This window comes from Oceanicaulis sp. UBA6590 (genome assembly GCF_002433705.1).
In the GTDB taxonomy this organism is placed as follows: Bacteria; Pseudomonadota; Alphaproteobacteria; order Caulobacterales; family Maricaulaceae; genus Oceanicaulis.
Genome location: NZ_DJIQ01000028.1, coordinates 9,944 through 24,573, shown reverse-complemented (window position 1 = coordinate 24,573; position 14,630 = coordinate 9,944). Strand labels below are relative to the sequence as shown.

General features: G+C 63.9%; 9 protein-coding genes. 4 read left to right on the top strand and 5 right to left on the bottom strand.

All coding sequences use genetic code 11. The features are described 5' to 3' along the window. Positions 1-8: 8 nt before the first annotated feature. From B2Z70_RS06375 to B2Z70_RS06365, 3 genes are all read right to left on the bottom strand, one after another. Positions 9-1,118, bottom strand: a complete 1,110-nt coding sequence (locus B2Z70_RS06375) for a pyridoxal phosphate-dependent aminotransferase (protein ID WP_292982039.1) — start codon at positions 1,116-1,118, stop codon at positions 9-11. A 241-nt stretch (positions 1,119-1,359) separates the two neighbouring features. Further along, positions 1,360-4,359 (bottom strand): TonB-dependent receptor domain-containing protein, encoded by a 3,000-nt coding sequence (locus tag B2Z70_RS06370; RefSeq protein ID WP_292982038.1) that lies wholly within the window; start codon positions 4,357-4,359, stop codon positions 1,360-1,362. Between the two features lie 267 nt (positions 4,360-4,626). Beyond that, on the bottom strand, positions 4,627-6,408 hold the full coding sequence (locus tag B2Z70_RS06365) for a M61 metallopeptidase family protein (protein WP_292982037.1): 1,782 nt from the start codon (positions 6,406-6,408) through the stop codon (positions 4,627-4,629). A 327-nt stretch (positions 6,409-6,735) separates the two neighbouring features. Here B2Z70_RS06365 and B2Z70_RS06360 point away from each other — a divergent pair, with 327 nt between their 5' ends. The 4 genes from B2Z70_RS06360 to B2Z70_RS06345 are packed head-to-tail and all read left to right on the top strand — an operon-like array spanning position 6,736 to position 11,721. Then, positions 6,736-7,998: an aminotransferase class V-fold PLP-dependent enzyme gene (locus tag B2Z70_RS06360; protein ID WP_292982036.1), complete on the top strand. Its 1,263-nt coding sequence runs from the start codon at positions 6,736-6,738 to the stop codon at positions 7,996-7,998. Next, a complete protein-coding gene (locus tag B2Z70_RS06355) occupies positions 7,995-8,945 on the top strand; it encodes an ornithine cyclodeaminase family protein (RefSeq protein ID WP_292982035.1) in 951 nt (316 codons plus the stop codon). The genes B2Z70_RS06360 and B2Z70_RS06355 overlap by 4 nt, the downstream gene beginning before the upstream one ends. Further along, complete coding sequence (locus B2Z70_RS06350) at positions 8,946-10,265, top strand: APC family permease (protein WP_292982034.1); 1,320 nt, start codon at positions 8,946-8,948, stop codon at positions 10,263-10,265. It abuts the gene before it with no gap. After that, the gene (locus B2Z70_RS06345; RefSeq protein ID WP_292982033.1) at positions 10,252-11,721 is read left to right on the top strand and encodes a S10 family serine carboxypeptidase-like protein; all 1,470 of its coding nucleotides are present in this window, start codon (positions 10,252-10,254) and stop codon (positions 11,719-11,721) included. The genes B2Z70_RS06350 and B2Z70_RS06345 overlap by 14 nt, the downstream gene beginning before the upstream one ends. Before the next feature lie 19 nt (positions 11,722-11,740). Here B2Z70_RS06345 and B2Z70_RS06340 read toward each other — a convergent pair whose 3' ends face one another. Both B2Z70_RS06340 and B2Z70_RS06335 read right to left on the bottom strand, forming a co-directional pair. Further along, complete coding sequence (locus B2Z70_RS06340) at positions 11,741-12,712, bottom strand: ornithine cyclodeaminase family protein (RefSeq protein ID WP_292982032.1); 972 nt, start codon at positions 12,710-12,712, stop codon at positions 11,741-11,743. Then, a partial coding sequence (locus B2Z70_RS06335; protein ID WP_292982031.1) for an amidohydrolase family protein occupies positions 12,709-14,630 on the bottom strand: 1,922 nt, incomplete at its 5' end. The genes B2Z70_RS06335 and B2Z70_RS06340, both read right to left, overlap by 4 nt.

Sequence of the window (14,630 nt, the reverse complement as noted above, 5' to 3'; positions counted from 1 at the left end):
GCGGAACGTCAGACGACTTTGCGCAGACGGGTCTCTCGATACAGTTCAAGGCCTTCGCCGAAACGCGTCAGGGCGTCTTCAAGCTGGGCCGGGTCCTGCATGAAGCCCAGCCGCACATGTCCGGCCTGACCAAAGAGCTCGCCCGGCGCAACGATGACGTTGTTGTGCGCCATCAGCCAGTCCGAGAAGGCGTGGGTGTCTTCGATGTCGCTGAGCTTGAGAAAGGCGACGCAACCGTGCTCGGGCCGTTCGCCCTCGACCCAGCCTGCATCACGCCAGCGGCCGAGATGGTGATCCATCACAGGCCTGGCGGCGACTGACAGCCCCTGGACATAAGCATCAAACCGGTCGCTCCGTTCCAGCACCAGAGCCGCCATGGCGTGACCGAGCTTGGAGACGCCAAAGGCGTAGTGGTCGTTGTAATGGCGCAGGGTCCGAAGCGCCTCGCCGGACGCGATGATCCAGCCGCAGCGAAGCGTGCTCAGCCCGTAGATCTTGGTCAGCGAGCTGATGGTGATGAGGCGCTCCGAACGCTTCGCGCTGATGGAGGTGCGGTTCCGGAGCGGGCCATAATCGCGATAGACCTCGTCCACCACGACCCAGAGCCCCTTGGCCTCTGCAAGTCGGGCGAGGGCGTCAAGTTGCGCCTCCGGTACGGGATGACTTGAAGGATTGTGCAGATCGGAGATGACGATCATGCGGGTTTTCGGCGTCAGCGCGTTTTCGAGCGCCTCAAGATCAAGCGTGAAGCGGGGGGCGAGACGGGAAAAGTGTGAGACCTGGAGATGGTTGGCCGACGCCAGACTGTCGAACAGCTCGAAGCGGGGCGTTTCCACCAGCACATGATCGCCGGGCTCCAGCAGGGCCCGGTAGACCGTGTGGAGTCCTTCGGTCGCCCCGGTGGTGCAGATGATGGCCTCTCGGGCCACGTCATAGCGTCGCGCCAACGCAGCGACCGTATACGGATTGCCGCCAATGAAGGCGCTCGCATAGCGCGAGGTCAAAGGCTCCCGGAACGCTTCGGAAACCAGCTCCTGAACGAGAGCTTTCGGTTCCGGCACCGCACTGTCAAACAACGCCAGGGCGTCGCGAGGCTCCCGAGAGAGCCTGTCGATCATGCTGCGTATCCACGACGCATAGTCCATGCCGTCTGTACTTCCTGCTGATGTGCAGCCGCTGTCGCCGAGGCCTTCACCCTCCGTTTTCTATCGGAGGGCTGGAGGCTTTTTTATGTGATCCGCGGCGCGGCCTCTGAGCGGGCCGCATAAAAGTTTCCTGCGTCATGTCAGGGAGATGACAGTCCCGGAGACGCAGAGCGCAATCGGGAGCGCCCCCTGGAGGCGCTCCCGTCACTGTCAGCTAGAAGCGATAATTGGCGCCGACGAACCAGCGACGTCCAAGGATGTCGCCATAGCTGAGCGAGGGGTAGGACGGCTCTTCATCAGTGAAGTTGATGACGCCGGCCCGCAGGCTCAGATCCTCGGTCAGCTGGTAGATGCCCGAGATGTCATGGGTGATGTTGGAGTCCAGCACCGGGTTGGGATTGTTCTCGATATTCGCGCCCGGCGCGGCGAGCGACTGATCAAGATAGTAGGCCTGATAGGTCATGCGCAGCGGACCGCGGGTCCAGGCTGCATCAAACCGGCCCACCCATTCGGGCTGATCAACCGTGCCGTCAGTGCGGATGAAGGTCGACCCCGTGGCCGAGGTGGTCAGGAGGCTCGTATGGGTCGCCTGCAGACCCAGGCTCAGCTGGCCCGGATCGAAGCTGGTGAACCAGCTCTCGAGCGGAACCTCGTACTGGGCGTAATAGACCTCGCCCTCATAGCGGATCTCACCCGCGTTCACCGTGGTCGTGCGGCCGGCCACCACCGTGCCTGCCGGGCTGGCGCCATCCGCCGCCGCCAGACGGGTAAAGGCGGCGCAGATGTCGGCCGGCTGATCCACGCTGTCATAGCAGGTCGCCATGAAGTCTTCAGTGGTGAAGGCGGACAGGCCATCGGTGAGGTCGATTTCGATCCGGTCCACGGTCAGGGTCAGACCCGGAATGAAGCTCGGCTCGAATACGAAGCCATAGGTCCAGGTGTCGGACACCTCGTTCTTGAGCTGACTGTTGCCGCCCGTGGTCACGTAGGTGAGCGAGAAGTTCTCGGCCGGGTTCTGGAAGCTGGCGAGGTCGCCATAATTCGGGTTTGCGGCCCATTCCGCTTCGCAATTGGCGCGGCGTACGGCCGGATTGGGGCCGCCATCAATGCGGTCTGCATCACACGGATCGATGCCCGAATTGCTCAGCTCGACGCTTGTCGGCGCAAACAGCTGGGTCAGCGTCGGCGCCCGGAAGTTCCGGCTGCGGGACGCCCGCACCATCAGGTCCTCGCTGATCCGCCAGCGCAGGCCCGCGCCCCAGACGGTCTCGGCATCGGTGATGGAATTGTCCACATAGCGGAACGAGCCGGAGAATTCGAGTTCCTGCACGAAAGGCAGGGTGAAATCGCCGCCCACCAGCGGGGCCAGAAGTTCGAGGGAGGCTTCGTGCGTCTTGTAGTCGCCGTCCTGGGGTTCGACCTGAGTGCCCGTGCCCACAAGCCCCAGCCGGTTGGCCTCAAGCGGGGTGAACTCCGCATCCTCGGAGCGATGCTCATAGGCGAGCACATAGTCCACCGGACCGGCAGGCAGATCGAACAGGGTGCTGCCGATGGTCGCCAGGAAGTCGAACTGACGGTTGGTGAAGTCCTGGCCGGTTCGGGCCGACACATAGTTCTGCGCTTCGGCCGAGATATTGCCGAATCCGAACGGGTTGAGCGGCGCACAGGCCGGATCGTCATTGCTGGCGTCAGCATCGGCGTTGATGGCGCAGACAATCTCGCCAGAACCGTTCCGTACGGCGTTGAGCGCATTGTTCATGTGGGCGTTGTTCGCGCCCCAGGAGCGGATCTCGCCCTCGACGCCGGCGTACGAGCCCGACAGGGTCCAGTAGAAGTCGCGATCCGCCATCACGAACTCGCCTTCGGCGCCCAGCATGGCGCGCCAGGTGTCGGTGGTGTGGGTCTGGCGATTTTCCGGGAACAGCTGACCGTCAAAATGCTTGGACATCCACATGGGCGCGCCGAAGGCGAAGCCGGGATTGACCTGGCTGAGCGCCGCAATGGCGTTGTCGGTCAGGAAGGGGTTGTTGATCGTGAACATGATCGGCCCCGAGCCGCTGGCCGCGCTGTTCAGCACGGTGCGGGAAGCGCCTTGCGGACGCTCTTCGGCCTCTGTGGAGGAGTACATCAACTCACCCGTCAGGCGCAGGGTCGGAGAGACGTCGTAATGGCCGATGACATTGGCCGCCAGGCGCTCGACGCCCGTGCGAAGACCGGCCAGATCGCTGTAGCGGAAGCCTTCGCCGCCTTCGGCGAACGGAATGCCCAGAATGTTGCCCGGATCATAGGGGATCACGTCGCCATTGGCGCCGAACTGGATCGGGCTGCCGTTCAGGCGCGCCAGGAAGTTCGGGGGCGGAGCCGGCGTGGTGTAGATCACGCCATTGGTGTTGAAGTTCCAGAAATAGGCCGGGATCAGCTCACGCACGGACGGAATGCCGTCATTGGGACCGGTGTCGAGCGGATTGCCCTGGGTGATGCGCGACAGGTTGGAGCGCGGGCGATCCGAGAACTGCAGGCTCGGGGTGTCCGACCATTCCAGATTGAAGGCGATATTGCCCTGGCCATCGGCGAAGTTCGTGCCGCCGGTGACGCGGATCGCGGGCTGCTCGTAATCATTATACTCCCAGGAGTCGCCGTATTGCAGGTCGATCTCAAGGCCTTCGAAATCATCGACCAGAATGTAGTTCACCACGCCGGCGATGGCGTCAGAGCCATAGACGGCCGCGCCGCCGCCCTGGACGATCTCGACCCGTTCGATCAGGCCGGTCGGGATGATGTTGGCGTCAACCTGCGCATCGCCAAGGCCGCTGGAGGTTGTCACGAAGCGGCGTCCGTTCACGAGGCTCAGCGTGCGGCCGGCACCCAGACCGAACAGAGACGGGTATTGCTGACCTGAGCCGCTGGAATTGCCGCTGCCGTCAGCCTGATTGAGCTGCGGCGCCATGGAGGGAATGTCGTTGAGCGCGTCTGCAGCGCTCAGATAACCACGGTCCTCGATAGTCTGGGCGCCGATCTCCGCGACCGGCGCAGGCGTCGAGGACACCGAGCGGCGAATGCGCGAACCGGTGATGACGATGATTTCGGCTGAAGTCGCATCTTCGGCTTCGCTGTCGGTGTCAGTTTGCGCCAGAACGCCGGGCGCGGCGCCCAGTACGAGGGCTGTCGCCAGCGCGCTTGTCGCATACAGCCGTTTCAGAGTGTGACGTTTCATACTGCTTCCCCATTAGGCTTTTGCTTGCACCCGGTCCTTTGATTGTTGTGCTGACCTGGGTCCGTCCTGAATTCCAGTTTCATGCATGAGGCGCGAAATATTTAGGCGTTCTGGGGGAGCCGGAGGTTAAAATGAGGAGGGTCTATGCGCTGTTCTGATTGAAGCGCGCAAAATTTCGCCTGAGATGACAGGCGTGCGACATCGGTATGGCGCAAAAGAAAACCCCGCAGATATCCGCGGGGTTCTCTCTGCTGGGATGTCATCGGTTCAGAGCGGACACTCGTCCTCGTCGACACTATCAACGCGGGTCCAGGTGTAGACCGTCGTCGGTTCGCCGCGTGGCAGGTATTCCAGGGTGAACTGTTCCTCGCCGCGTCCCACCGATAGGGTCAGCGTCCGGCCTGGATCAGATTGCACCGCCTCCAGCGCGACAGGCTCCAGGATACGGTCGCCATTCCGCAGTCCGGCCGCTTCAGCGGTCGAACCTTCGATCAGACCCGAGACGATGCGGTCCTCGCTGCTCAGGGTGGCGGCGTCAAAGCCAAGCTGGAAGACGCGGCTCGGCGTCTCCTCTCGCGTGAAACAGGGACCGAATGCGTTTGAGGGCGGGATCTGGATTGCCCCCGCCATCATCTCCTGAAAGCGCGTTCGAGCCTCATCGCCGAGTTCTGCGGCGATGAGGTCTTCCCAGACTTCGGGTGTAAAGGGTTCGCCTGCCTCACGAATGGCGTCGATCTGGAAGAAGATGTCATCCATGCTCCGCTCGCCCTGGCTGGCTTCGCGGATGCGCGCATCCTCGCCGGCGAAATACATGGATCCACGATCATAGGGCAGGGTGCGAACCCGGGTGTCGCGCCAGAACAGATATGGAATCTGATCGTTTGGCAAATCATTGATCGCATTTGTGTAATAGCGCCGAGCGTGCTTGTTCACATCCTCGATGAAGGCATCCGGGCTCAACAGGCCGTACTTCAGCGGCACCCGACGTGTATAGAAGACGTTCATGCCTTCGGAGAACCAGGAGGTGGCTCCGGGCGGTCCCGCAACGCCGCCAATCCACTTGTGGCTCATTTCGTGGATGATCGTGATCGCGATGTCATCGAGATTGGCCGTGTCCTGAGGATAGGACAGCATGAAGGAATTGGTGAGTCCTGCGCCGCCGCCGCCCGGATAGGGGTTCGGGCGGGACATGAAGGTGTAGGGTTCGGGGTTCTCGATACCGAAGAAATCGAGCTGCGCCTCATAGACCTCTTCGGACCAGGGCATGGTCTCGACCGGATCAAAGGGAGGTTCGCCGATCCAGTAGGCGCTGAACGGGTGATCTTCTCCGTCCGTGGGGTAGCGGCCCACAGGTCCCGCCATGTAATAGGCGGTCGAAAGCTGTCCGGGAGGGCCTTTCAGCTCGGTTCGGTTCCGTCCGAAACTTGAGACGCCAATTGAGTTTTCAGGCATCTCGCTCAGATCCCAGTCGATCGTGATGTCGAAAGGATCCTGGGTGTCCGGCGTCACCAGGAAAGTCACGCCCGCGCCTGTGACCACAGTCTCATTGAGGCGCAAGTCAAAGGGCGGCCCGGCTCCCAGCGTCGGCGGGACCAGCTGGATCGGCGCGCGATAATGCACCGTGATCGGACCGACAGTGTCGCGGTCAGCCAGCCAACGCCGGAAATAGATGAAGTTATTGGGATCGGCGGGATTGTCATCGCGGCTCAGCGGGATCGGACCGTTTGCGTCGGATGCTTCCACAGGCGCCACATCGCCCTCTCCATAAGGCGCGCCCAGAACGCCGGCGAAGATCGCGGGCGAGGTCAGGAAGGGCTCGCCCGCCGCAAAGCTCTGGCCGTCTATCTCCACCGTCACATCCACAAAGGCCTCTGAGGACAGGCCGCCGGGCATGAGGGTGACGGTCATGTCTGGAAAGTCTGGCCCCGCTTCGGTTTCAGGCGCGGTGGAGGGCGGGTTCTGCAGGGCGTCTGCGCAACCGGCGAGGAGCGCCAGGCTCGTCGCCGCCACGCCAAGCGCCCCCAGACGCGTCTGTGTCACATTAGCCATTCAACGTCTCCTCATTCGTCTTGTCCGCCCCGGTGGGACGTTTGCGCCAGTCTATCGAGCAGTGTGCGGAAGGATTTGCCGAATCGTCCGGGTCGAGCGGCTTTTTTATGCCGATGCGAGGGCTGAAGTCCGGGCGGACGCCCCTCTCTATGCGGGCCAGGCGCAGCCATCTGAATGGCGAAACTCTTCCCGAATTCAGCGTGTGGCGCATTCATTATGCGCTCACGGCATCTGCCGGGCTTGAATTGGCATGAATTAGGGGAGGAAGCTGGCCTATCCTGTGGGACATCAGCGAGCAGCGCCAAAGACCAGGCCGGGGAGATCACCATGAACGCAGCACACAAGGGTGTCCGTCTGACGCGTCGCGCCTGCCTGGTCGGGGCGGGCGCTGCGCCTTTGGCGGCCAGCGCCGCCGGCAAGGCCGCGGCAAAGACCCTGAAGAACACCGGCGCGCTGCCTGATCATGACGAGTTCGGGGACATTCAGGGCGTCTATCTCAATTCCGGCTCGGTCCATCCCTTCAGCCGCGGCGCCCGCCGTTCCGTAGAGCGCTTCCTGCAGTCGCGCAGCATGAGCGGGGAGCCCGAAGGCTACAGCATGAACCAGATGCGCGACAGCGTGCTGGCGCGCTATGCGGCGCTGATCAATGCCGAGGTGTCTGAAGTCGCCTATGTGTCCAGCACGTCGGCGGGCGAGGCGCTGGTCGTCAAGGCGCTGGGTCTGCCGCAACGCGGCGGACGCATCGTCACGGACGCCCTGCACTTCTTCGGCTCCTTCCATCTTTATAACGAGTTGAGCGCTGCGGGCATGGATGTGGTCATCATCCGTCCCCGCGAGGATCACCAGATCCATCTTGAGGACATGGCCGCCGCCATGACCAATGACACGGTGCTGGTGGCGGTGTCGGCCATCTCCACCATCAACGGTTTCCAGCATGACCTCGCCGCCGTCGCCGAAATGGCCCATGCCCATGGCGCGAAGGTCTATGTGGACGCGATCCACGCGATCGGGGCGGTTCCCTTTGACGTTCGGGCCAGCAATATCGATTTTGCCGCAGGGTCCAGCTTCAAATGGCTGATGGGCGATATGGGCCTGGGCTTCGCCTATATCCGCCAGGACCTGATCGCTGAGGTTCAGCGCCCCTGGGCGGGCTATCACCAGCTCGCCAGTTTCGCCAGTCATGTCTACCCCTATGACGCGCCGGGCGACGTCGCCTTCGAAACGGGCGCGCGGGAGGACGCGACGGGCCTCTTCGCCATGGGCACCTTCTCAAATACCGGCGTCGCGCATCTGGACTGGTCGCTCGATTACATCAGCCGTCTCGGCGTTGAGACCATTCAGGCGCATCGCCAGCCGCTGATCGAGAAGGCCCGCCGTGAAATGCCGCGACTGGGCTTCGAGCCGCTGACGGCGGAGGACAGCACCGGACCGCTGATCAGCTGGGCGCGTGAAAACGCGCGCGCCGAGCTTTATGAGCGCCTGGCTGCGGCGGGCGTGGAGGTGTCACTGTCGCGTCACCGGCTTCGCATCTCGCCTTCCGTCTTCAACACAGAGGCGGATATCGACCGGGTCCTGGAGGCGCTGTCTTGAGGACTGCGCCCCTGTTTTTCGATGCTCAGACGGTCGCCGAGACGCTTGACTATGCCAGCTGCATGACTGCGCTGCGCCCCGCGATGATTGCGCTCTCCACGGGGGCGGACAATCCTTTGCTGCGCAGTTTCATAGGGTTGGGCGAGGGGCGGACCTTCGCCCTGATGCCGGGCAATCTGGGCGAACTGGGCTTCGGCGCCAAGCTTGTCAGCGTGTTTCAGACCGAGCAAGGCAAGACCCATGAGGGTCTGGTCATCCTGTTTGACGCTGAAACCGGCGCGCCGGTTTGTGTGGCGGATGGCGGCGCAGTCACGCGCATCCGCACTGCGGCCATGAGCGCGCTCGCCACTGATGTCCTGGCAAGACCCGATGCGCGCCGCCTTGCGCTTCTGGGCGCCGGGGCGCAGGCGCGCGCGCATGCCGAGGCGCTGATGAAGGTGCGGCCGTTTGAGGCCATCGTTCTCTGGGCGCGAAACCCGGATCAGGCCCGCGATCAGGCCAGGGCGCTTGAGGCGCAGACCGGCGTCGCGGTTCAAGTCGCAAATACTGCAGAGGCCGCCGTCACGGGGGCGGATGTCATTTGCACCGTCACGGGCGCCCGCGATCCAGTGCTGTCGGGCGACTGGGTGCAACCGGGCGCGCATATCAATCTGGTCGGATCGTCCGGACCGATGGCGGCGGAAACGGACGCCGCCCTATTGCTGAAATCCACCGTGTTTCCCGATCACCGCCCGCATGTGATCGCCCATGGCGGCGAGGTGCTGCGCGCGGTCGAGGCGGGACAGTACGCCACAGATCAGCTGGGACCGGAGATCGGTCAGGTGCTGGCCGGGGACAAACCGGGGCGCCAGTCGGATCAGGAGATCACGGTCTACAAGTCGCTGGGGCACGCCGTTCAGGATCTGAGCGCCGTGGCCTGGATATACAAAACGCATGGGGAGAGCTGAATGAGTAAGGACGATCAGCTGAGGAAAGGCGTTGGCCTCTTCCCGGTCATTGCGCTGGGCCTGGGCACGGCGATTGGCGTGTCGATCTTCTCGGTCATCGCCCCGGCCACCGCGCTGGCCGGCCCGGCCATGCTGCTCTCGGTCGTGCTGGCCGCGGTCCCCATGTTCGTCATTGCGGTCACCTACGCCTTCATGGGATCGGCATTGCCCGCGTCGGGCGCGTCCTATGAATGGCCGCGGCGCTTCGTGTCCGAAAAGCTCGCCTTCATCATCGTCTGGCTGCGGATCGCGGGGAATGTGGGCGCCATGTTCATCCTGGCGCTGGTGCTTGTCAGATACCTGTCCTTCCTCGTGCCGCTGCCGACCAAACTCACCATGGCGGGCCTGTTCGTGCTGGTGTTCGGGCTCAACATTCTGGGCGTCTCGATCGCAGCGACGGTGCAGACCGCGCTGATGGTGGTGCTGGTGGGGTTCTTCGCCATCTTTGTCGGGTTCGGCGGCACAGGCGTTCAGCCTGACGCCTTCAGCCCCTTCCTGGGCGGCGGATGGAGCGGTGTGTTCGCCGCCATCCCGTTGCTGGTGGGGCTGTTCTTCGGTATCGAAGCGGCGACGGAAGTCGGCGGCGAGGTGCGAAACAGCCGCCGCAACATTCCGCTCGGCATCGCGCTGGCGATCAGTACGGCCGTGGTGGTCTACCTCCTGGTCGGTGGAGTGACGCTGGGTCTTCTGGGCGTTGAACGCCTCGCGGCAAGCGAAACGCCTATCCTCGACGCCATGGCCGAACTGGTCGGCCGCGATCTCGCTCAACCCATTGTCGCACTGGCGGCGGTCGCGGCGATCGGCACGTCTCTGAACGCGCTTGCCATGGGCTTCAGCCGTTCGCTCTACGCCATGGGGCAGAGCGGGGCGCTGCCGTCGGCGTTGGGGCGTGTGCATCCGCGTTTCGGCACGCCCTATGTGGCGCTGGCGACCATGTTCGTCGCCTGCATTCTGGGCCTGTTCATGCCGACCAGCCTCGCGCCGCTCTTTCTGGCGGTGAATATCCCGACCTTGCTGAAATTCTGCACCACCTGCCTGTCATCCATCGTGGTCGTCCGCACCCGACCGGAGCTCTATGAAAGCGCCGGTTTCAAGCTGGGCAAGGCCGCCACCCAGATCTGGGCGGTGCTGGGCATGGTGATGGCGCTGCTCGTCACCGCACTGGGCGTCTCCACCGACTGGCGGCCCTATCTGGCGCTGAGCCTGTGGGGGGTGGTGGGCGTCGGCGTCTATCTGATGCGCCCGCTCTGGACCAAGGAGACCTCTCATGACGCTGTTTAAGCGATCCATTCTCGCAAGCGCTGCGCTCACTCTCGCACTCTCGCTTGAAACAGCCTGCGCGCAACAGATTGAGCTCGGCCAGACGGCGCAAACCACGCATGAAGGCGTCTTCCACGGTGAAGCTGTCGCCTATGACGCGCTCGTGGAGACCTATCTGCTGTCCGGACCGGATGGTGAAACGGCGGGCCGGCTTGTGACCACCAGCTATGTGGCGCAGGGCGCAGGCGATCCGGCGGAGCGCCCGGTGCTGTTTCTGTTCAATGGCGGGCCCGGCGCCTCCACCACGCCGCTTCATCTGAGCGCTTTCGGGCCCATGCGCCGGTTCGGCGACGGCGAAACCGCCTATATGCAGCCCAACCCGGACAGCCTTCTGGATACAGCCGATCTCGTCTTCATCGATCCGGTGGGGACGGGCTTCTCCATCCCTGAAGCCGAGGAGGACGGCGCACAGTTCTGGAGCCGGGAAGGGGATGCGCTGTCGGTGGCGGCGGTGATCGAGCGCTGGCTGGACCGCCATGGCCGTACGACCTCGCCTCGCTATGTGCTGGGACAGTCCTATGGCACGTTGCGCGCCGCGGAGATCGCCCGACTGGCCCCTGAACTGGAACTGGACGGAATTCTCCTCTTCGCGCTTGTCCCTGACAGGGCGGAGGGCGACGTCTCCTACGCGCTCAGCTTTCCGAGCATGAGTGCGGCGGCCTGGTATCATGACCGGATCGACCGGGAGTGGCGCAGCGGCTCTGATGTCTTTGAAGAGGCGGTCGCCTACGCCCGGACCCGCTATCTGCCTGCGCTGGCTCAAGGTGACGCGCTCAGCACAGCGGACGAGGACGAGATCGCAGAGGCGCTGTCCAGCTTTGTCGGTCTGACCGCGGACTACATCCTCGAAAAGGATCTCCGGCTGAGCAATGAGGACTTCATGTTCGAATTGCTGGCCGATGAGCGCCTGCGCACGGGGCAGCTGGATGCGCGCGCCACGCGGCGCCTCGATGCGCCCGCCCAGCGTCCGCCCTATGACGATCCGGGCCTGAGTTATCACCCCGGTGAGCCTTCAGAGCCCGAAGGCGAGCCCGCCTTCAGCTTTGACGCAGCGGCCTATCCCTCGATCGTCGAGGCCTATTACGACGAAGTGTTGGGATTTGATCCGGAGCGGCCCTATCGCGCGCTCAATCTCGAGGTGAATGCGGCGTGGGATCATCAGGGCTGGCGGCCGGCCATTCCCTATATCGCGACGGCGATGGACAATGATCCCCGGTTGCGGGTGTTCTGGGCAGCCGGAATCTATGACCTCTCCACCCCGGCCTTCGGTGGGCGCTACGCGCTTGAGCAGGCCGGCATACCCGCAGACAGGCTGACCGCCGCCTACTTCCCGGCCGGTCATTCCGTCTTTGTCGGTGAAGAGAACCGCGCGCTTCTGGGCGAGGCGGTGCGCGCCTTCCTGACCGCGGAGGACTGAGGCGGCAGCCTGCGCGGCCCTAGAAAGGTTGTGCAGGCACGCCCAGTTCTTGCGCTTTCATTTCGAGATAGCGGCCACACACCAGGTCCTGGACGATATGGCCGAGCGATTTGTAGGCGGTGATCGTATCGCTGTCAGGACGGCCGCAGAGCTGGCCGTCATAGACCTCGCCGATTTCCCCAACCACATGGGCGTCACTGATGCGCCCGGACGCCCTGGCGTTCAGGAATTCCGCCCCCTGCGCCAGCACGCCCTCGCGGTGGTCGGCGACGAAGTAGCTTTGCGCCACCAGATCCTCATCGACCTCGACGGGGCCGGCATAGCTTGAGCCGACAATGTTGATATGGGCGCCGGGCGACACCCAGGCGCCCTTCACCACCGGGGTTTGAGAGGCGGTGACCGTGCAGATGATATCAGCCTGTTCGACCGAGGCGCGGATGTCGTCGCTGGCCTTGAGGTCCAGCCCTGTCCGTCCGCGCAGCGTGTCCGCCAGCGCCTGGGCCTTGTCGATATTGCGGCCTGTGATGATCACCTGTTTGAGCGCACGCACCTTGGAGATGGCGAGGACGTGGGAGGCGGCCTGTTCGCCATAACCGACCACGGTCAGGCGTTCGGCGTCGTGGCGCGCCATGGCGTTCGTCGCCGCCGCACTGGCCGCGCCTGTCCGGATGGAGGTGACCTCTCCGGCATGCACCAGCGCCGTTGGTTCGCCGGTTTCAGGGTTGAACATCAAGATGCCGCCCTGATGGGATTGGCGGCCCCGGTCGGCATTGCCGGGAAAGACGCTGACCAGCTTGGCCCCGAAGGCATCCGAGGCTCCCATGGCGCCGGGCATCACACCGAACATCCGGCTGTCGGCCATGCGCAGGATCGAGCGCAGGGGCTGGATGCTCTGTCCGCGCGACAGAGCGATCATGCCTTCATGCATCAGCGCGATCGTTTCCTCATAGGTGAGGTGTTCGCGCACGAAATCCTGTCCGATCACTCTCACTGGGTCGCTCCCGGCAAGGTGACAGGCTCCGCGAAGGGCTGGATGCCAAGGGCGCGATGGATCTCGGCGGGCAGATAGGCGACGCCATCCTTCATCACGAGGCGGATCTCGCGAATGTTGGAGATGTCTTCCAGCGGATCGTTCGGGATCAGGAAGAAGTCCGCTCTTTTGCCGATCTCGATGCTGCCCAGCCAGGCGTCGCGGCCCAGATAGCGTTCCGCTTCCAGCGTCGCCAGCGCCAGCGCTCGCGCCGGGCTGAGGCCCGCCTCAACATAAAGCTCCACCTCGCGCAGGGCGGGGAAGCCATAGGCGGAATCCGTTCCGGGCAGCAGCTGCACGCCGCGCTCGTCCAGAAGCTTCATCGTATCGAGAAGGCTCTGGAAACCGTTGCGGTATTCCGCATCAGTCTCGTCGCTGTCTATGGTCACGAAGGCGCGGCGGCGATTGCGCTGAAAGCCGATGGGCATGTGATCGGCATGGCCGGCCGCGGCGCTCGGGAACTCGCCCGACCGGCTGAGCATCAATAGTTCGAGCGTGACCGCGGTCGTATCGAGCGCCGTGCCATGCTCGACCATCAGATCAACCGTGTGCTGGACCTTGTCGCTCTGAAGGTCGAGCGTCGCTGCGCGGCGCATGCCGGTCAGGCGGATCGGGGTGCGTGTGTCTTCGTCGGCTTCCAGCAACCAGCCCAGCATCAGCTGATTGATGTGGGAGATGTCGTCATACCCGGCCTCGATGGCGTAATCGGGCGTCACGAAGGCGGGGACATGGCCCGTCACGCCAAGACCCCAGGCATGGGCTTCGGCGATGACGGGCGCGATCCAGTCGCCGGGCAGGGAGTTGTAGATCTTCACCTGCCAATAGCCGTGGCTGGCGTACCAGCGCACCGCATCCAGCGCATTGTCCAGCGTGTCGGCGATGATGCCGGTGCGCACCGAATAGGGGGAGCGGCCTTCCAGCATGCCGTTGCGGACGGTGCGCGGCCCGGCCAGTTCGCCCGCATCAATGCGATTGATGAGGCGGATCAGTCCTTCGGGATCATTGCCCATATCGCGCACGCTGGTGACGCCCGCGGAGAGATAGCGCAGCCCGGTGGCGGTGCTGATATGGGCGTGCATGTCATGAAGGCCGGGAACCAGAACGCCGCCTTCGCCATCGATGAGCTGATGGTCCTCGCCGATCCAGGCGGCGTCATCCGGCTGCACGCCGACAATCTCTCCCTCGAACACCGTGACGGCGGACAGGCCCGTCAGCGCGCCAGCCTCCGGATCGAACAGGCGCACATTGCGGATCACCACCGGCGTGTCGAACCGATGGGCCAGCTGCTCCTGCAGCGCTTCCTGATGCTGCACATCGAAGTCCGAGCGCAACCGGGCCAGTTGCGGCGCCAGGTCCGCGTACTCCTCAAGAATGGTCATGCCCGACAGGTTGGCGATCAGGCGGAGATCTGAGTCCATCACCACATAGCTGGCGTCGAGATTGAGCCCGGTCAGGCGATAGACCGTGGCGTCCTCCAGCCCTTCGATCGGGGCGTCGAGCGGGACAGGCTCCACCGTCAGCTCGCCTGCGGGCGCGACGGGCAGGCTGTCGCCATCGCTCGCCAGCACGGCGCGGACATACATCCCCTCGCTCCAGGGGCTGTCATCGGCGGCGATATAGAGACGGGGTTCGCTGACCTCGATCGAGCCGCTATCGGACTGGCTTGTCCAGCTCAGCGTGTCGCCGGACTGGATCAGGGTTTCTTGGACGGGATCGCCGAACAGCGAATGTCCTTCGATGGTCCAGCTTAACGGGATGCCGTCTGCGTTGAGGGTCAGCGTCTGATGGTTGCCTGGCCCCCGCCCGTTATTGTCCACGTCATAGTCGATCTCGACCTGATCGCCGGTCCGGGTCGCCTGAAGATAGCCCACCTGTTCGA